We start from the raw sequence: 19,510 nt of genomic DNA on the forward strand, positions 1-19,510 counted from the left end.
AGCATTGATCTTTAGATAATGGTAAACATCATAGCAAGGACATGTTCAACTTCACATGGCAAATGTTAAACCTGTAGACCTGTTAAGTCCGCTCCTCGCTCACAGTGGACATTCAGTTCAGTTAACTCGTCTGCTTCGTGCCAGGAGCGAACTGTTCAGCAACATATTGCTGAAAGAATCTAACATGTATAGAGTCGTTAATAGATTAACAAAGACAAGCAGAGACCTGCCGGCCCCAGCCTGAAAAAGCTAAATCGCTAATCGTCATCCTCCAGATCGGGTTCGATAAAAACGGAGATTTTTCCACCCTCACGCTCCTGGAAACTTCTGATGATGCGTACTGCCTGCAGATGCTCAAGAATTGATATCACGCGTTCCCTGTTTGCAACAGCAATTGTCGCCTGGGTTCGATTGATGAATACATTCCTCAATTCATCTTCGCCCAGCTGATGACAAAGCCCTGCCAGCTGATGTTTATTCAGGCCTGTTACAATAAATCGCGTAAACAGCATGACTTTGAATTCTTCATTACTGGTGCTGTTAAACACCTGCAGGAGGACATCATTAGGGAAATTAGGATCGGCTATATCAGACGCAATGAAATAATCAATAAATAGCGACACCAGATCCGCTCTCTCTTGCACAGTAAAACGCGAGTAGGCCATGACTTTTGTGAGCATGACTGTAAAAAAGCGCGCGTCTTTTTCTTTTCTTAGATAGAACTCGGGCTGCGACAAAAATTCGCTTTTATACTCGCTGAACCAATAGACGAAGGCATCGCTGATTTTCTCATCCAGATCCGCGTATTGAGCCGCAATTTTTTCATACACATCTGAATCAAGGCGCAGTTTCAGCATGGCTATCAAGGTGCAGAAATTACGCGCGCTGAGCCGCGCATCAATTTCCCGCATGTTAATCTCAAGCGGTGAAACAAGATTTTGATAAGTCCATTCATCCAGGTCATCGTTGCAGATAATTTTCATATACAGCAGGTTATAGCGGTCGCCATCATAAACTTCCGGGGATGACTGCCCCAATACAGGCGCGTGCTTTGTCACATAAGTCGTCAGTATCTCCATGTCACAGTCTTGGCAGATATAGTCTATCAGCGCCCCCCATCCCGGTGCGATGCGGTCATAACGGTAAAACAGGTCGTGATAGGAAATCGTTAGCTGGTCTTCGGTAAATTCCGCTTTAGCCGATATCCCGGACAGGTCGTCAAACGAGAAGATCATGTTTCTGACAATATCACCTTTAGAATCGTCGCTTAGGGAGGTGCGAGTCAGAACGTAGCGGATACAGTCGGCATCCTCTGAGGAGGAGATAAACACATCCCTGACGAATATATCGATGTTTTGACTGAAGTAATCAGAAACCGTGCTGAGTTTATGCTCATAGGCGAGCGTCCAGGGTTTCCTTTCCGCCTCTTCAGGCGTTATGTTGTCAATAAGACATGAAATGGCAATGCCAACATTGTGTCGAGTTAACTGATAAAGGCTGTTTTGCGCAATAAACTGCAGGCAATATCGCTCCGTTGGCGTTATTGGTTCGAACAGCTCGTCATAGCATGCATCCGCCTGTTGTACATGACGCATGAACGCTTCCTGATTTTCTTCGGTGAGCTGAGAGATGATGCGGCACCCCAGCGAGTGAATAAGCTGGCGGTATTGCAGTTTATCTAGCGCATGTTCTGACGATACGCAGGCTATCACGCTGATAGCAATATCGTTGGTGAATTTTTCACCCAGCTGGCCCGCGAGAATGGCAACCATTCTGTCAAGATAACCATTTTTTTGGAGCGCGGTAACGATTAACTTATCGAAGGTTTCAGGTTTGCCAAATCGTGTATAAAGCTCAGAGAAAACAGCAAGGATATGTTCATCAGACTGGCTGAATAGCGAAGCGAACATGCCCGCCAGATGTTCGTCCGCGTTATCAATCAGATGAGTCACCAGTTGATGATGAAGCGCGCCATCGGCATAAATACGGTTATGTTCAACCAGTTCGCTGATGACTCTGTTCTCGTCATCAATAAAATATTCACCGTTTGAGGTGGCGCAGCTCAGATCCTGACCGACGGCTTTCAGAAAGTCGTTATCATTTACGGTCATCGATCCTTCATGGAAAATAGAGCGGTAGGCCATGAAGTCCTGCATCACCAGACCATCGGACAGCAGCAGATACAAGGCGTCTAAGCCGCCATTGCGCATATCGGCACACAAAGCATGGAGCTGCTGCTCAGAGACGAAGTCATGACCCTCCATCGCCTCAAGATACCCCTGCGCAATCTCTGCAAATTTTTCACGCCCGATGATTAGCGTAAGCTCTCGCAGCGAAAGGGCATTTTTTAATTTTATTGACTCTTTAAGTTTCTTTATTTTTACTTGCAGTTTACTTAAAGCCGAGTTTTTATCTTTGCTTATTTTTGCTTTTCGTTTCAGGTATTCTTCTTTTAACTGATCCCTTATTGATTTATCGAAGACTGAGAATTCATTTACATGGTAATTTGAATAACCAATGAAGATATTATCATCGCGCGATACAAAATCCAAAAAACCATTTTCATCTTCAATTAGAAATTTAGCTGAAAGATTATTAAAGTTACCATGGTTAGTGTGAAACGCAAAAAAAATCTTATTCCAAAGTACTTGCGGAATATATCTACAAACTATATTCTCTCTGATCCCCCTATGGTCATACATAGGCTCATGAGTAAGATGTTCTATTTCAGCCTGTAAAAGATCCAGTTTTGTTTCCAGAGAATCGAAATGATTACGGTGAAGTTTGCGGGTGCGATAGTCGCGAATAAATGAATATAAAACTCCAGTTTTCTTATCGGTAAGAAAATAGTCTAAAGCATAGATATTTTTATAAAACACCAGCGATAACAGTTTGATTTTATCTTTGCCGTTATCAACGATATTGCTGAATACATGGTACTCATTGACCAAATTCTGCAGGCTGCGCATATCATTTATATATGCCGAAATATCTTTCAAATATTTATCGTTATGCGTGTCGAGCGACATTTTCCTCTTTAATAAGGTAAACGCGTTTCTGCTGTCCATAAATGGAATGACGGGAAGAATGAAATCAAAGAATTTAGTTCTGGCATCAGGGCCCAAGAATAAGTCGTCTCTTACCGCATAAACAAACCTGACCGGATTGCCATCAACAATATTATTATTAACTATTTTGTTAATTTCACGCAGCTTAACGAAAATCTCAGGCGTTCCTAGCCTGTCAAGATCTTCAAAGATAACCACCTTATATTCCAGCCTGGTAAAAAAATACACGATCTCGTCAAGGCAGTTATTCAATAAGGATGGCGTCTCTTGTTCGCTTGCCTCAACATCCCCGCTTAAAAGGGCGATCTTGCTCAGCTTAAGTTTCTTATCAAAAATACCGATTCGAGATGCGCTGGCAGTTATAAAGTACAGTGCCGTAAAGGCCAGTAAAACTAATATAATGCCTTTTATAATATAGTGCGCATTAAACACCTCGGTCCAGGACGGCGGAAGGCTCAGAAACTCTGCAATTGTTTTGAAATAGATGATAAATGCTGCAACCGCGATGGGCACAATGACTTTAAGTAAGGCCCGATACCTGAGCACGATCACTGGTGTGTTAAACGTCGATGCATCAATGAAGACCCCACCACTTCGCGACATATGCGCTTTTAGCCCCTTAATCAAGCTACTGTCATTTGGCAGGAGCATAAATAATTGTGGAACCCAGAAAATACGCGCTTCGGGGCCATCAGGCATATGGCGCATCATACTAAAGGTGCCTTTGGCCGGACCGGCATACCCGAGGCGGTTAAGTACCCGGCTTATCCTCTGCTTATAACGACCGATTTGTGCCCTGAGCGCATCGGTGTTCTTCCATGGCGGCGGAGTTTGCGTATCCTTGTTGAAAAACAGGACCACTCCCACGTATTCTGCTGAATTCCCCGGCAGGACAGGCAACATCGCCAGTTGCGCCAGAATGCGTTCCCGCTGGCAATGCGGGCATATAAGACTGTTGCATGGAGATTCGTTTCTGCACTGCCTGAGTTTTTGAGCAATGACGTCATAGCCGCGATTGCTGCCTTTCAGTTTATTTAGTAAATGAATAAGACGCTGCAATTCATGCTCACTTTCTTGCTGCGTAATAATAGTGGGGAATGCTTTACTTAAAATCTCAAGCGTCGAGGGTGCGTGGCGAATGTAATCCGGGTCTGATGTTCTGAAGTAATAAGATTCGTTCATTTAATATTCCAGGCTGTATTGATTACCCTGCCAGCAAAATGCAGTGGCAGGGTAATATGTTAGTTTTTCACCATGCAGAAATGGCTATCTACCGATTACTTCAGCATGCCATCCCCATGCCTTTCGACTAAATTTTTTGCATCCCAGTAATAGGAAGAATTAGGGTCGTTTGGGTTTAAAAAATCTAAACACACTGCAGGCACCTGATATAAACTACGCTTCCCGCCGATATCCACCCCCTGATAATGCAATTGCTGAGCGGCAGTACAATATGCACACGCCCTGCTCCCGCATGGAATGTATTTGCATCGTTCAAGAATAAGTGCCAGTTTACCGTAGGCATTCCACAGGCCATCGCTCTCTCCAAAATCCTGCGTGAGGGCAATGGAAACCCAGTAAGCAGATGCACCGTTAAGCACATGTATCCGGATCCGCTGCTCCTTTAACACAGCAGCTATCTGAGATTGTGATAAACCAATTTGTTTCCCCATGGTTTTAAACCAGGGAATTAACTTTTTGTTCGCAGCACTGGTGTTCGATTTTATCTCTTTCATTTTACTCTCCCGCCTGCATACGGCTGTTAACCCAGTTATTGATATCACTCTCCAGCCAACCTACCGCCCGGCCATTGTCGCCCGTTAGCCTCTTTGACAAAGGAAAGAATCCTTTCGAGATGAGTCGGTACAACGTCGCTGACGAGATCCCCGTGAGATGAAGTACCTCTTTTTTACGCAAAATACGGTTGGTGTTCATGCTTGTGCTCCTTTGAGCTGTTTCAGGAGCGGGGTTATTTACAACCACCAAAAAACGCAAGGATTCACTCAACGATGCCTTCGTTGAGCACGTTAAGGGCATCTTTAATGTGGATGTCATTCGAGATCATCTATTTCTGTCTCCAGAACGGTCATATAAAGAAGCAATTTTCACTGAGGCTCAATGATGATATTTTGTACAAAACACTGTCATGGAGGTGACTATGATTGGTAACCAAAGCAACAAGGCTGACGCCAGATGCCACCGGGAACGGAAAAGCAGTAACGAGGTCTTTGAATTTCTGGAGAAGAAGCTCTATCTGGGGCGGGATACCCGGCAAAAGCTGGCACTGATTGCCCGGAAACTGACGGGAGCGGGTTTTAGCCCGGATAAATTCGCTGCGGAGAAAGCGGCGGATGTGCTGAGTGCCTGCGTGAACCACATGTTTAATGACCTGCTCAATGAGGGAGAACTAAACGGGATTTATAGGCCGGACGAACACCCCATGATAGTCCCGGCCAGGTCCCCTAAGGCACTGGAAATCTATACTGTTTACCAGCTTGTAAAAGGTCGTTTTGACAAGCTTCATACGGGGGAGTCAGATCGTGAGAAATATGCTTCGGTAGCAGAAAAACTTAATGAGTATGGAATATGGAAACCCCGGTTAAAACGACTCTCTGACGGTAAAGAATGGGCGCGTGAGGATGTTGCGTGGATGCTTCAGCCTGAAAATATCAATGCACAAATTAACATCCAGAATCAAAAGTACGCGCGGTTGAGTGCTGAAGATGAAACTGAAACCGCGTCTGGCAACGCCTCAACTGCTAAAAACATCTGATGCGCTTGCTGGCACTGATCTTCATAGTATCACCACGACAGTCATAGCGCGTCGTCGTGGATATGTCGCTGTGGCCTGCCAACTGGCGGACGGTATTGATATCCACGCCCTGCTCCAGTAAGCGGGTAATGAAGGTCCGCCGCATGTCATGCGGGGTAAAACGTGCGATGCCTGCCGTTTGCTGTAACTCAGCCAGGATACCCGTTAACCCGGTTGTTGTCAGCGGCTGGCTGGCGACCTTACCGTTGCGCTGGATACGGTTGAACAATGCGCTGTCAGCTTCATCTGCGCCAACTTTCAGCCATGCGCAGATAGCCTTATCCACTGCATCCGCCACGTGAATTTCACGGTATTTACGCCCCTTCCCTTGCCTCACTGTCAGGATACCGTTGTCATAGTCCCGACGCTCAAGTTTAACCAGTTCACCGGCCCGCAGGCCCGTTCCACAAAGCGTCAGCACTATGGCGGCATCACGACAACGACGTACCGGTTGCGGATGCTGTTTTGCTGCCTGAATCAGTGCCCGGATTTCCAACTTTTCTAACGCCCTTCCCTTACGCTGGATATCGCCACTTACGCGCTTAACTGACCGGATACGTGCCAGCGTTTCGGCATCCATGCCATTGAGGTTAAAAGCCGTCTGCGCCACGCCCCGGAGTGCTGACAGCGCCATGTTGACAGATGACACGGCGTAACCGTCATCCAGCAGTGCCGCACGTACTTTAGCGACGGCGGCGTAGTTAAGTTGTTCCCACGGATAGTCTGCTGCATCCGCACCGCGTTTAAGTATGCTGGCGCTGCGGTTTAACAGGCTGGTGATGCCCCGCCGTCCCGATGGTGCCAGACCGCTAATATACGCATCAAATACGGTTGTTTGTACCATAGGCACGACCTGACGTAACGTAGTCCTGCTCATGCGCGTAACCCGCAATAACGTACATTAAACCAGGTAACTTTCAGCATCGCACCAGCCCCCGTTCAACCATTGATACCGTTTCAGTCCCCACCACGATAAAGTGATCAAGTAACCGCACATCCAGCATTTCCAGCAGCTCCTGAAGTTTTTTAGTCAACTTAATATCGCAACGGCTGGGTTCAGGCTCGCCGCTGGGGTGGTTGTGGACAAGGATGACGGCGGCGGCGTTATGTTTCAGCACACGCTTGATAACTTCACGGGGGTGAACGCTGACCGAGTTTAATGTGCCCCTGAACAGGATTTCGCGATGCAGCAGCTGATTCTGATTATCGAGCAGGATGATGCCAAACTCTTCATGTTCAAGCGGTGCCAGCTCAACCATCACGCACCGTCGGACATCATCAGGGGAGCAGAGCTGAACCCCACGCTGATAGTACCGGCTGATAATGTCACGCTGATAGTACCGGCTGATAATGTCACGCGCCTGGTCGAGGATACGAGTTTCACGCTGGGTAAACATGGTCATTTCAGAACTCCCGTTCAATGAAGTAAATGGCACCGGGAAACAGCTGGCGGCGGGTTACGCCAGTTCGCAGGGAGAAAGCTTTACGGGGCATGGTGGTTCGCCCGTTACTGTCGAAGAAGCAGAGCGTTTCCTCATCCATTTTGACCAGAAGGGACCAGTGAAACTGGTCGCTGAGTATAATCAGGCGGGAGTAGTCAGTGACGTCCAGAAACCGCTGCATTTCCCTGAACAGTCGCCCGTCTGATAATCCCCGCTTCCCGGCAAAGGGTCTGGTGATTTGAACCGGGAATTGACGGCTGTAGTACCCTTTTTGCAACACCTGAGCCATCAGCCAGTCTAAACGGTCTTCTTCAATCCCTTCGGTCAGCCATTCATGCAAAGGCCAGCGCTGCTGATAAACCTGAATAAGCCGGTTCATTAAAGGGCGTCGTTTCACCCTGCCGTCATACAGCCAGCTCAGCATGTTAACCACACAGTAAGCACCGCATAGACAGTCCAGTTCGCCCTGCTGAGACGCACGTATCCCTCTGTCAGTCGTCACAGATAATTTCCCATAAAGTAGTGATAATTAGTGCGGCGGGATTAGCTTTCCCACAGGACGGTAATGGTGTAGACGTTCATGGCGTGATACTGAATAAAGTTGGATTGCCAGAGTTCAAATAACTCCCTTCCGGCGTTAACAGGCAGGTCACCAACATGAGCCAGAAAGACATATTGCTGACTCCAGCTAAAATCAATTTCCTTTTCCAGTTCGGGGTAAACCACACCCATATAACTGAAGTCGGTAATGTAATCGAAATACCATTCATCATGGTGTGAAATAATCCGTATTTCGACAGGATGGTAACCGCCCTTTTCAGCGCTGTAACTCAGGTCTTTAAATAATAGACTGACGGCTGTAATTTTGGCTTTATGCGGTGGTGGATTTCCCGCTTCATTTATTATGATATTTATTAATTCCTGATCGACGGGCATAGCTAGCCCTTCCTGATGGACAATATTCATCAGTGATTTTCCTGTTCAACATATTCTGATAAGACGTTATGTCTGCACCAGCACAGGTGGGGTTTAATCACCTAATAAATGGTAAGTGCATAACAACGTACTGACTGGGAAAAATATAGTTCATCAGCAATATCATTATATCAAAAATATAATTTCAATGCAAATAGTAACATGAGAAACTAATATATAGTTCAGAAATGAAATAACTGACAATAGGTTTTTATTCATTATTAAGTAATGGCATACTTTCCATTCTGCCATGTCAGACAGGTCAGGATTCCGGGGTGGTTCCTTCTGTCTGGCATGGCGGAAAACTGACGCTATCACACCTTCCCGTTCAGCTTTTCAAAGAGGCGCTTACGCTCATCTTCGGGCAGCTTCATGATTTGTACCGCCAGCTCAGAAACATCAGGCCCCTGAGACATCAGATCGTCCTTTACCCGTTTCAGAGCCAGTTCCATCAGTTGCGACCGCGAAGCTGGAGACATATTGCGATACAACTGTATCCAGAGACTAAGCTGGCGATCGCTGTCGGTGAGAGCAAACGCTTCGCCCTTAGCCCTGCTTCTCTCATCGTCAAGAGACATTGTGGCTGCGCTGATATGGTAAACCACACCTTTCCCGGCAGTCCTTTTACGACGTATTTCCGGGTGCAGGGATGCCAGCTTTTCCAGGCGCATTCTTGCACCGCGAGGTGTGCCCGGCATTCCCTCAATATGAGTGAATTCCTCTGCTGTCAGCCAGTCTTTAGCCTCTTCAACAGAAGCTTCAGGATGGGTCGGTATAGCCGATACTGATCTCTTACTGCTCATATAAATTTCACCAGATATCAATGCGTTAATATGAAAACTCACAAATAGATACCAAAAGAACTTGAAAGGTATCTTTTATTCGCATTTAATATCCATGTACTGATTCCATGGAGTTAATACTGTGCGTAACTCAACAGCATCGCAGAAAAAGCAAAGCAAAGGAAGTTCAGGGAACTGGCATCGTGCCGATATTGTGGCAGCACTTCACAAGCGAGGGTTAACGCTGGCGTCACTGTCACGCAGTCACGGCCTTGCGCCACGTACATTAAATAACGCCTTAGAGCGTCATTATCCCAGAGCTGAACGCATTATTGCCCGGGCTCTGGATACCACACCGGAAACATTGTGGCCGGAAAGATATGCCCTTAAAAATGGAGCTAATAGCAGGTAAAGGATGTAGTCATGGCAACCACCATCACTGAAATAACAAAATGTTTTGAGTATTTTTTCAGTTCTCTTTATCGCAGGGAGTTCGTCAAAACCCTGCGTCTGAACGAATGTAGCGAGCGGGAATTACTGCCTCTGGTACGTTGCTATTTGCTGGGTTGGTTCGCAGATAATGTCTCACCGGAAGTCAAAAGCAAGCTGCCAGGAACTGTATCCGGGCACGGTTACATTGATTTTGTCATTGATGATGTAGCCGTTGAGTTTTCAGTACGTAAACCAACTGCGGCACGTTCCAATGTCTCCGCGACCGTCAACAGTACAGAAGTAAAGGAATTGATGAAGCACGACGGCAAAGCCTTGCTTTTGCTGTTTGACTTTTCTGACACCCCCTACTCAGAAGAACAGAGCGAATCTTTCCGCAACTGGCCCTCTCTTGGTTGAGGGAATCATCGCAAGTCCGCATTCAACGTCGTTTATTTCTTTGTGGAAAAACGCAGACCGCTGGCACTGGGGAAAATCACCAAAAACATCCGTATCACTTAACAGGGGATTATTTAATGAACAGAAAATTGTTGGTCTTGCTGATGGTAGCCATAGCACTTCCAACTGCGGCAGCGCAGTACGTAAAACCCGGAGCAGTACTAACCCTGCATCCGGGACAGAATAACGCTGAATTCAACATTAATGCCTCAACAGGAGACGGTTCAGGCGTATGCAATATGGAGGGAACGGCACAGCAAATAGCTGCCGGAGAAAATCAGAAGCATCGCTGGGTCTGGAATGACAATGTCAGCCAGTGTGTCGCAATAATCAGTGAACTGAATAACGGCAAGACCAACGTTATGACTCGTGGTTGCGCAGGATACTGCGGGGCTTCTGCGGCAGGCACAATGGATGGTCTATTTAATAAGAAATAAAAGTATCATTAAGTTACGAAGGAACTACAGATGAAAAGAACAATGCTTCTGGTATTAATAGCGGCTGGTTTGCTGGCTGGTTGTGGCGAAACAACGCCCAAATGTAGTAGTGTTGACGCAAAAAATCTGGTCGTGGATATTGCTAGAAAGACCATCGAGAAAAGCATGATACTGGATAAGGATGTGCATATTTCTGTAGAAAATGTTAGAACAATTAGCCATGAATCAGGTCTGGATGTTTATCAGTGCGCTGCTGATTTAACGTTTACAAAACCAGACTTGCAAAATTCCCTTCCAATCACCTACCGGATTCAAAAAACTGATGAAGGTAAAGGTCAGTTCTATATAAACGTATCAGGGTTATAATCACTGAATAACATTGGGTTCCTTTTGGGTGAAGTAGTTCATGTTACATCCCAAAAGGAACCAAATAAATAAAAGCAACACATTTACCGTTATGTCAATATGGGGATTAGTTGATTCAGCACAAAAAAATAACAAAACCAGAAAGATATCTCCCTACTTAAAAAACAACACACAGCAAACCACATTTATGAATAGGTTACCCAAGATTCACACAATACAATTTACAGTGATTTGTAAAAAAATGTAAATACATTATTTAAAAGTATTTTCCTTGGGTATTTCTATAATATTGCTACCTAGGTAATTTTAATAAAAAATCATCTACCTTGGTTGATAGGTAATCCGATGCATCATCGCCACCTATCCTTAATTGAATCATTTTTTTCATATCTTCGTCCGTAAGAACCATTATTAATTTTCCTGATTCTCTCATAGCACCTTCAATCATTTTCTTAGCATTGCTATCACAACCTGTTCTGCAAATAATTATCGCGACCTTTCTTAGAGCATTTTCTAGCAGATATTTTTCCGTTGTCAATACTTGTGATTGAGATATTTCGTCCGTGTAATTTTTGAACTCAAATACAACATATCTAGAGTTCAGTTGGCCGACTAAAAACGCCCAAAACTCCTTAGTGCCGCTTATTCGGCATATATAATCGTAACGATTTAATCCATCAGAGGTTGATATTTGTGGGTGCCAACCTTTTAATTCATCTTTAAAAAGATATTGTAGGATATTTTGACATGATTTTTCATACTCACGCCACATGCCTGAGCCAGATTCTATCCCCATTAAAGAAGTGATTAGCATCTCACCTTCGTCATGACGTTTTATTTCAGCCAAAATCTCTTTAGTTGGTTCTTCTTGAAGTCCTAAATAATCATTAAAAATAATATCATCAACTTCTCTTCCAATGAAAGTATCGACTTCGGCCTTATCTATTTCGAAAAGAGAAATTAGATAATCAGAAAACTCCCCTGATTTCCCAGCCCATAGATAAAGATCTTCAATATCTATTAACGCTACATTGAATTTATTCATTATGTTTTTTTTGTTTACTTCATCGACTCTACATGAAACAATTAGCAGCCCTGGAAGCCTTAACTCATCACGCAATAAATTTAATGTTGCAGCAGCAGAAAACAATAAAGGCAATTGTGCTCTATGGGTCCTGTATGCTTTTATTTCACATATATATTCTACGTTTTTCCATTCAACAATAAGATCAACCCTTCTTCCTGATTCCGGCCCTTTAAAATCTTTATCCTTTATAGCAAATCCAACTGTCTCCAATATATCAGCTGTAAGTTGCTCGAACCTTTGACCTATATTTATAGCAAACATTATTTCCCCCTTTTGGTTTTGTATGATTTTTATATTGTTCTGTCCCACGTGGGCCATATCCAATCTATCGTAATAAAATCCATTACTATTATTAATTTAGAGGCATCTGAAAGTTAGAAACCAACCATTATCCAAAAGTAAAGAGTAAGATCAACAATTTTCACCCCCTTAACTCTAAAGTGAAAATATTCATAATCACTTCTTGTTCTACCACGAATTATTTTAACTTCTGCATCTGAGAAAATTGCTTGAGGTAATATCCAAAAAAACTAATACACTCTAGTAACATTCATTCAGAAATGAATAAAAAAGAGAGCAAAAGAGTATTCAGTATCTAATGCTCCCCTTTCAAAATGGCCTTTACATCAAGGACACAACTTAAATAATAGGAATATTTTAAGTTCTATATTCCTTGATTCAATAAATCCATTCTATTATTTACGCCTAATAAATTCTACCACACTACTTTCATTTGGCTGAGACTGTTCTCGTGCCTTCTGGATCTTATTTTTTAAAGTTGCCAAATGTACAACTGATGCTTGACCTTTTAGGTAGTTACTTGGCAAACCCAATAGCATTTCGAGATCTGTGGCTGACAATCCAAAGAAGCCAGTAATACCGTCCAAGGTAAACAGGCCTGAAGAGATTAATAAGTCGATTGTACGCTTAAGCAATCGAGGTAATTCGGGTTGTCTATAATCATCACCTGGTTCAAATTTTGCTCCCCATCTAGCAGAGCGCCGCTTGAAAAGATTTGATTTATCTTCATCAGAAATCAAATTCAAAGCGTGTAAGCGCATGATAATTGCTGCAACAGAAACACCATAACGCTGTTTTAGTAGCAACAAACTATCTAACGTTACAGGTAATCGAACCTGTTCTGCTAGTGGCTCTGCTGGTAGTAACAAGGCACCTGCGAATTTATGAGCTTGGCTCTCTTTCAGTTTATAGCGTTCCGAGTCGAGTTCATTGCCCACATTTTTATGTAGGATCAGATGCCCTATCTCATGAGCAAGATCGAAGCGACTCCTGAAAGCATTATCTTTATCAGAAGAGAGCAGAACAAATGGCCTTTCAAGCTCAGAGCTCCAAGCTGAGAGTCCTTCGATTTGAGCAATGCCAGTCTCCTCTCGGATTAAAATTATGCCATTACTCTCGGCAGCTAATGCTAGGTCGGGGATCTCGTTTTTTCCTAATCCCCACTTAGTGCGGCATTCAATCGCAGCATCCTCAATATCAGAATCGCTTATCTCATCAATGTTGGAGAAAAAGCGAACCGGTAAACAAATCTCAGGTAAATCTACATATTCTTCTAACCTGACCACCACTTCATTAGCCCATTCTATTCGGGCCTCCAGCATAGCTCGTGCGGCGGCATGTGCACTCGCGTTACTACGGAAAAGCGGCTTAGACATTTTCGCAGGAAGTGGGCGCGTAAACCATTCAGGGGCAACATTAACCACAGTAGCCAATCTCTGGAGAGCCTCCGCTTCAGGAGCTTGCTGTGCCGAACGCCATTTGCTAATAGTTGCAGGTGATACCCCAACCATTGTAGCTAGTTGAGTTTGAGAGAGTCTCCTGGCTGCGAGCACCTGCACTAGCCTGTCTGGCTGGAACTCTGCAATACCTCTACTCATTCAATTTATTCCTCTGTTCCATCTTTTTTAATTTTGTTGCTTTTCAGTTTTGGCAATGCTTTATCACTTTGCGCGATAGCCGGCTCATACCTAGCTAGAAACGAGGCTATGTCCTCGCGGAAAAGCCAAGACCGCATGTCATGGCTTGGAACAACCATCTCTATTGAAAGAGGTGCTTCTGGTTGCTCGGAGAAACTACCTGAAAAGCGAGCTAGGAAAAACACTGTAGCTGTAGGGATATCATCTGGATCACCAAAAAGGCTGGGCTGTACAAGTGATTCAATGAAACGATTATGCTCGGCTAGTCTTTGTCTGGTTTTTGCACGTGTTAGATTGTTCCATGACACGTTGTTGTCGTTGATACGCCCAATGTTGAAAATCCCACTTTTACCAGTTACTAAATTATTACCTTTCAACGGGCTAGGAGTACAACCATTTGCCAGTAAGGACTTGTAAAACTCTTCGTTCATGCACCAATGACGCATATTCCCCAAGATAGATGAACGATGACCGGTCGCATCATGCCTGGCACGCACATAGGCTCGCTCTGCGCCAGCAAAAAGTGACTCATTGATCCCCATAACCAAATCCTTGGTTAAGTTTTTTACTAAAGTACCTGGAATATTTTGACGCATCTTGCCACCCTATCCACATTTCGTTAATGAGGATTTTATACCTGTTTTTTTTCGCGTGCGAGGATTTTTGCGAAAAAATCAGTTCCAAGCATCACATTACGATGATTCCATGCGTTCCAGATTTATCTCGCGACTACTTCTTATCGCCTGCCAAGGAACCTTGTTAAATTTCAATCGATGGATAGTCAGAACTTATTCTGGGCTGGTCATATTCAGTAAACCACTACACCATCGACTACTCCTACTTGATACGCCTCACCAAACAACCTCCATCCACACATACCGCCAGTAGTGGTTTATCTATGAGTACTGGCGCGCTGGTTTTGGGTATATGAAATGCCTAGCGGAATTGTCAACAATTCGATCAATCAGTCTAACTCATTGATTTTACGTTAACGCAATATTTATTTTTTCTTATGTGTCTAATAAAAGCCAAGGCTTGAGTGAACTTGAAGGGTAGCGGAAGTTGCGATCACCGAATCCTTATAGAAATCCTCAATTTGTGACCGCCAATGTCAACGAGTTGCGTATTATTTCTGTAGATATGTGTAACTAAAAGTCGATGATGTCGTTTTCTATCATGCGATTTATCTCTGCCTCTCTCCTAGTTCTTTCTAAATGATTCGTGACGTAAATATCAGGCAGTAGAGGGGGAAGCGGAAGCGATCTCGTAAGGCTATAACTCACATAAGACTCTCTCATAGACTGTTCAACCTGCCATCCTTCAAGTTCCTGGTAATCAACCGGCCAGTTGTCCTGTAGTGTTTTAGCTGTGTTGGCAATTGAAAACTTAAAGTATGGGTTCAACCCCATGAAATTGCCAGCGAGCAAATCCTCTACATGCCGAACCGTGGCAATGACCGAAAACTTCGCAATTGCCTCATCAATATCCCAGTTTGCAACGAACAACAGCAAGGCGGAAAATGCGAGTAACTTTTCCTCTCCATTTGCTCTGTCTTTAACTGACTTATTCTGGAATTCTAGATAGTTATTGATAATGAAAGAGTTTAACTGAAGGGTCTTTGCATACTCCTCTTTCAATAGCTCAGGGTCCAAAAGTGTAGTATGTTGGGTTTTAGAGATATAATTTTGCAGTTCTTCAATGTGCTTCCGGTGAAGGTTTAGTTCATCCAGACGCCTCAACGTCGGTTGATGCAATCTTACCGTTTCTCTCGAAATAGCCTTATCCCAATCGAAACCAGGCACGATAGCCTGCATTGGGTGGAAAGGTAAAAGGTCATCTCTATGCCACGCATACGGATAAACAGGCAGCGCAACAATATATGCTAACCAATCGATTTGCTCTTCGCTCAAGGCGATTTCGAATGTTGACTCGCACCGTTTAGCAAAGAACCATTGCCTCATATTGCGCATTGCTTCTTGCGTGAAGATTTTTTCCTGAATACCTGCGCAAACCATCTTTCTAATCACATGAGTGATTTTCGTGCGATCCGTAGTGAACTGCACAAGATGTTGTCTGACTTCATTAGAAAGCCGATCGCCATAAAAATCACAAGATGGGTGATGTGCGCTAATATCGTTATCTCCCACAAACCTGAAATGAGCTTTTTTGCGATAAGCACCGTTTACAGATGCTCTTACATAAGAACCACCATTAGCCTCGCATATTGGACAGACTATATCTTCACGAGCAAAGGCATGTACTGTGCTGTCATCTAAACCCAATAGTGCTACATATTGCTCAGGGTCTACCTCTTTTTGCAGAGCTTTTGAGTATGCTGTATCAGTCATTCGCGATTCCTTGTAAGCGATGCATCTGTTGGCTAACGATTGACATTTTCCAGGCCACAGCGTACACCTTTTCATGCACTTCTATATCACACCATCCCTGCTCTTTTGCCAACACATTTATACTGTCTGGCATGCTATCGAAAATCGTTGCTTTTAGCAGCTCTTCTGGCGTCTTGCCTACATCCACCAACACATCATTAATAATGTCTTCAACCTTCATAGCTTTCTCATACTAGTACCAGGTTGGTAATCGGTCCACCAGCTCGGCGCCGCAATGAAATTGCACCACGTTGTAGCCAGAATCAACGACAGCCTGGATGTTTGAAATTATTTCTTCCAAGATCCCAAAGAGGAGTCGAAACTACAGCCTTCGCATTACGAATTCGAGTCGACTCCATAATGAGTACAATTATGAGTATAATTAAAAAAATAATTTAAAATAATCAATTCAATCAATGTAATAAATTCAAAATCACGGTTCAACGTCTAATTCTTTCTGCTTTCTCGTGGAGTTTCACAAAACCCCACGAAGAGTGCCTGAAACATTAAAATCCACGCATTGGCGTGGATTTTTTTATCAAAAATTTGATTCCACTGTCGCAGGTCATTCGCCCAAATTCACCAGCAGCAACGTGCCAAAACTCCCCGGCGGCACATGGTGATTCGCCCCCTTCGGCACAAAGCAAAACTCACCCGCTGCGAGCGTAAAATGTTGCTCCTCAATCACCAGCGGCAGTTCACCGTCAAGTACCAGCAGCATCTCCTCAAAATCATTGTGCGATTCCGAGGGAATGCCCTCTCCGCCCATTTTAATGATTTTGATTCTGGCGTTTCCCACCGCACCTAAAACACGCGACTGCCAGATTTGCGGCAATTCTGCCACGACGCTCGCAATTGACGTTTTCATCCCTTTCCCTCTCTGTATTTTTGTTGTGCGAGACGAAAGGTTTACCATGATAAAGATAAAATACTGTTACTAATTCGTTGAATTATCATTAACAAAAATCTTCTAAGATTAGCTAATAATCGGCTTAAAACGAAAATGAAGCCTTTTTCTATCCGCATAGTCAGGAGTTCCCATGAATAACAAACGACGCTCAGTACCCGGAATCCGACACTATGACGGTCCAGCCGGCGGATGGGGAGCCTTAAAAGCCACCGCCATTGCCGTGCGCACGCAAATGGATACCTTCGAAGCACCCGCCACGTTGCTCAATACCAACCAGCCCGATGGATTTGACTGCCCTGGCTGCGCATGGCCGGATAAAGAACACAAATCAACGTTCCAGTTCTGCGAAAACGGGGCCAAAGCCGTCACGTGGGAAGCCACCAACAAACGCGTCACGCCAGCGTTTTTTGCCGAAAACACCGTCACGTCACTGCTGGCAAAAAGCGATTTTGAACTGGAAGGCTACGGCCGACTCACGCACCCGCTTGAGTATCATCATGCGAGCGACACATTTCGCCCGGTGGAATGGGAACACGCCTTCGCCCGGATCGGCGAAGTGCTGCGTGACCTTCCTGCCGACGCCGTCGAGTTTTATACCTCTGGCCGCGCATCCAATGAAGCGGCGTATCTGTTTCAGCTTTTTGCGCGCGAGCTGGGCACCAATAATTTTCCTGATTGTTCCAATATGTGCCACGAAGCCACCAGCGTGGGTTTGCCTCGCTCAATCGGCATTGGAAAAGGCACGGTTTCGCTGGATGATTTTGACAACACCGAGCTTGTCATTTCGATAGGTCATAATCCGGGAACCAACCATCCGCGAATGATGGGCACGCTGCATGAGCTGGCCCGGCGCGGGGTGCCGATTATCGTCCTCAACCCGATGCGTGAAAGAGCGCTGGAACGGTTTGCCGATCCGCAAAGTGTTATCGAGATGGCAACCTACGGCTCAACGGATATCGCCTCGACCTATTTTCAGGTTAAAGCCGGAGGCGACGCCGCCGCACTGAAAGGCGTCGCCAAACATCTCCTGGCGCTTGAGGTCCAACAGAGCGACGTGCTGGACAGCGACTTTATTGCCCAACACACGCAAGGTTTTGACGCATTTTCCGCTGACATTACCGCGACCCCGTGGGAAGCCATTGAACGCGAATCGGGTCTTACCCGCGCCGATCTGGAAACCGTGGCAGTCGCCTATGCCAAATCGAATGCCACCATAATTACCTATGGTATGGGGATCACTCAGCACAACAAAGGCACCTCTAACGTGCGTCTGATCGCCGACCTGCTGCTGATGCGCGGCAATATCGGCAAGCCAGGCGCCGGGATTTGCCCCCTGCGCGGGCATTCAAACGTGCAAGGCAACCGGACGGTAGGCATCACCGAAAAACCCTCTGCCGCCTTTTTGTCGCGCATTGAAGAGGTGTTTGGTTTCACTCCGCCGTCAAAACACGGACATGATGCGGTGCAAACCACGCAGGCCATGATCGCCGGGCAATCGAAAGTCTTGATCTGCCTGGGCGGCAATTTTGCCGTGGCGATGCCTGAGCACGAACGCGTTTTCCCGGCGATGCGCAAACTGGATTTGAGCATCCACGTCGGCACCAAGCTGAATCGCACGCATCTGCTCACCGCCAAAGAGACGTTTATTTTCCCCTGCCTGGGGCGTACGGAGCTGGATATGCAGCTGACAGGCAAGCAGTCGATCACCGTTGAAGACTCCATGTCGATGGTTCACGCCTCCTCCGGAAAACTCAAACCCGCGTCACCTCACCTGCTCTCTGAACCGGCGATTGTGGCGGGAATGGCCAAAGCAACGCTGCCTGACAGCAATGTCGCCTGGCAGGAGCTGGTGACGAATTACGATTTGATCCGTGATTTGATTGAAAAAACGTTGCCGGGCTTCGACCACTACAACGATCGCATCAGAACGCCGGGCGGCTTTCGCATGCCGTTACCGCCGACGGAGCGAGTCTGGCCCACGCCATCGGGCAAAGCGATGTTCTCCGTGTTTGACGGCGTTGATGAGAATATCAATGGCATCGGGGAGAACGTCCTGCGGCTGGTCACGCTACGCAGTCACGATCAGTACAACACCACGATTTATGCCCTCGATGACCGCTATCGTGGGGTGTTTGGCCGCCGAGATGTGCTGTTTATGAACGAAGGGGATATGGCGCAGCTGGGGCTGGAGCACGGCGACCGCGTGGACATTACCACTGCGCTGCCGGACAGCGAACTGCGTTTGAACGATATCACCGTGGTGGCGTATCACATTGCCAGCGGCACGGTCGGAGCGTATTACCCGGAAGCCAACGTGTTAGTCCCGCTGGATTACCTGGATAAAGAGAGCGGAACGCCGTCCTATAAATCCGTGCCTGTTACCGTAACCCTGCGTTCAAAAGAGATCCGCGCGCTCTAA

The 19,510-nt window shown here is 45.5% G+C and carries 20 protein-coding genes and 1 pseudogene; 6 read left to right on the forward strand and 15 right to left on the reverse strand.

The window, feature by feature from the left end; translation table 11 throughout:
- Positions 1-257 precede the first annotated feature (257 nt).
- The 3 genes from AC07RN_RS16085 to AC07RN_RS16095 all read right to left on the reverse strand — a co-directional run bounded on the left by AC07RN_RS16085 (position 258) and on the right by AC07RN_RS16095 (position 5,003).
- Complete coding sequence (locus AC07RN_RS16085; RefSeq protein ID WP_478336813.1) at positions 258-4,250, reverse strand: YobI family P-loop NTPase; 3,993 nt, start codon at positions 4,248-4,250, stop codon at positions 258-260.
- A gap of 95 nt (positions 4,251-4,345) precedes the next feature.
- The gene (locus AC07RN_RS16090) at positions 4,346-4,804 is read right to left on the reverse strand and encodes a hypothetical protein (protein WP_478336814.1); all 459 of its coding nucleotides are present in this window, start codon (positions 4,802-4,804) and stop codon (positions 4,346-4,348) included.
- A 1-nt stretch (position 4,805) separates the two neighbouring features.
- On the reverse strand, positions 4,806-5,003 hold the full coding sequence (locus AC07RN_RS16095) for a helix-turn-helix transcriptional regulator (protein WP_001095670.1): 198 nt from the start codon (positions 5,001-5,003) through the stop codon (positions 4,806-4,808).
- Positions 5,004-5,226: 223 nt separating this feature from the next.
- Between AC07RN_RS16095 and AC07RN_RS16100 the strand changes: the two genes are divergently transcribed.
- Complete coding sequence (locus tag AC07RN_RS16100; RefSeq protein WP_478336815.1) at positions 5,227-5,841, forward strand: hypothetical protein; 615 nt, start codon at positions 5,227-5,229, stop codon at positions 5,839-5,841.
- Here the strand turns inward: AC07RN_RS16100 and AC07RN_RS16105 are convergent.
- The 6 genes from AC07RN_RS16105 to AC07RN_RS16130 form a co-directional block, all read right to left on the reverse strand.
- Positions 5,828-6,757, reverse strand: a complete 930-nt coding sequence (locus AC07RN_RS16105; RefSeq protein WP_478336816.1) for a tyrosine-type recombinase/integrase — start codon at positions 6,755-6,757, stop codon at positions 5,828-5,830. The genes AC07RN_RS16100 and AC07RN_RS16105 overlap by 14 nt on opposite strands.
- Positions 6,758-6,797: 40 nt before the next feature.
- Positions 6,798-7,283, reverse strand: coding sequence for a RadC family protein (gene radC, locus AC07RN_RS16110; protein ID WP_478336817.1), 486 nt, complete (start codon positions 7,281-7,283; stop codon positions 6,798-6,800).
- A 1-nt stretch (position 7,284) separates the two neighbouring features.
- Positions 7,285-7,746, reverse strand: a complete 462-nt coding sequence (locus AC07RN_RS16115) for a hypothetical protein (RefSeq protein ID WP_130987089.1) — start codon at positions 7,744-7,746, stop codon at positions 7,285-7,287.
- A 119-nt stretch (positions 7,747-7,865) separates the two neighbouring features.
- Positions 7,866-8,258, reverse strand: a complete 393-nt coding sequence (locus AC07RN_RS16120) for a DUF2787 family protein (protein ID WP_110123813.1) — start codon at positions 8,256-8,258, stop codon at positions 7,866-7,868.
- Positions 8,259-8,611: 353 nt separating this feature from the next.
- Positions 8,612-9,100 carry a hypothetical protein gene (locus AC07RN_RS16125; RefSeq protein ID WP_478336872.1) on the reverse strand — a complete coding sequence of 163 codons (489 nt, stop codon included), beginning with the start codon at positions 9,098-9,100 and terminating at the stop codon, positions 8,612-8,614.
- A 113-nt stretch (positions 9,101-9,213) separates the two neighbouring features.
- Positions 9,214-9,366, reverse strand: coding sequence for a hypothetical protein (locus AC07RN_RS16130; protein WP_227719256.1), 153 nt, complete (start codon positions 9,364-9,366; stop codon positions 9,214-9,216).
- On the opposite strand from AC07RN_RS16130, the gene AC07RN_RS16135 reads away from it, so the two are divergent.
- The 4 genes and pseudogenes from AC07RN_RS16135 to AC07RN_RS16150 all read left to right on the forward strand — a co-directional run bounded on the left by AC07RN_RS16135 (position 9,294) and on the right by AC07RN_RS16150 (position 10,770).
- Positions 9,294-9,491 carry a helix-turn-helix domain-containing protein gene (locus AC07RN_RS16135; RefSeq protein WP_265332317.1) on the forward strand — a complete coding sequence of 66 codons (198 nt, stop codon included), beginning with the start codon at positions 9,294-9,296 and terminating at the stop codon, positions 9,489-9,491. The genes AC07RN_RS16130 and AC07RN_RS16135 overlap by 73 nt on opposite strands.
- A gap of 11 nt (positions 9,492-9,502) precedes the next feature.
- A pseudogene (locus AC07RN_RS16140) lies at positions 9,503-10,030 on the forward strand (hypothetical protein).
- A gap of 14 nt (positions 10,031-10,044) precedes the next feature.
- Entirely contained in the window at positions 10,045-10,404 is a 360-nt protein-coding gene (locus AC07RN_RS16145; protein ID WP_478336818.1) for an acyl-CoA dehydrogenase, read from the forward strand.
- Between the two features lie 30 nt (positions 10,405-10,434).
- Complete coding sequence (locus AC07RN_RS16150) at positions 10,435-10,770, forward strand: hypothetical protein (RefSeq protein WP_130986895.1); 336 nt, start codon at positions 10,435-10,437, stop codon at positions 10,768-10,770.
- A 292-nt stretch (positions 10,771-11,062) separates the two neighbouring features.
- On the opposite strand, the gene AC07RN_RS16155 is transcribed toward AC07RN_RS16150, so the two are convergent.
- From AC07RN_RS16155 to AC07RN_RS16180, 6 genes are all read right to left on the reverse strand, one after another.
- A complete protein-coding gene (locus tag AC07RN_RS16155; protein WP_153188537.1) occupies positions 11,063-12,118 on the reverse strand; it encodes a hypothetical protein in 1,056 nt (351 codons plus the stop codon).
- A gap of 434 nt (positions 12,119-12,552) precedes the next feature.
- Positions 12,553-13,755 carry an XRE family transcriptional regulator gene (locus AC07RN_RS16160; protein WP_130986899.1) on the reverse strand — a complete coding sequence of 401 codons (1,203 nt, stop codon included), beginning with the start codon at positions 13,753-13,755 and terminating at the stop codon, positions 12,553-12,555.
- 5 nt (positions 13,756-13,760) lie between these two features.
- Positions 13,761-14,390: a hypothetical protein gene (locus AC07RN_RS16165; protein WP_130986901.1), complete on the reverse strand. Its 630-nt coding sequence runs from the start codon at positions 14,388-14,390 to the stop codon at positions 13,761-13,763.
- Between the two features lie 552 nt (positions 14,391-14,942).
- Entirely contained in the window at positions 14,943-16,142 is a 1,200-nt protein-coding gene (locus AC07RN_RS16170; protein ID WP_060451485.1) for a hypothetical protein, read from the reverse strand.
- Positions 16,135-16,362: a hypothetical protein gene (locus tag AC07RN_RS16175; protein ID WP_130986905.1), complete on the reverse strand. Its 228-nt coding sequence runs from the start codon at positions 16,360-16,362 to the stop codon at positions 16,135-16,137. The genes AC07RN_RS16170 and AC07RN_RS16175 overlap by 8 nt, the downstream gene beginning before the upstream one ends.
- Before the next feature lie 384 nt (positions 16,363-16,746).
- A complete protein-coding gene (locus AC07RN_RS16180; protein WP_478336819.1) occupies positions 16,747-17,049 on the reverse strand; it encodes a cupin domain-containing protein in 303 nt (100 codons plus the stop codon).
- A 172-nt stretch (positions 17,050-17,221) separates the two neighbouring features.
- Here AC07RN_RS16180 and AC07RN_RS16185 point away from each other — a divergent pair, with 172 nt between their 5' ends.
- Entirely contained in the window at positions 17,222-19,510 is a 2,289-nt protein-coding gene (locus AC07RN_RS16185; protein ID WP_478336820.1) for an FdhF/YdeP family oxidoreductase, read from the forward strand.

Source organism: Lelliottia sp. GFLA7 (assembly GCF_056490165.1).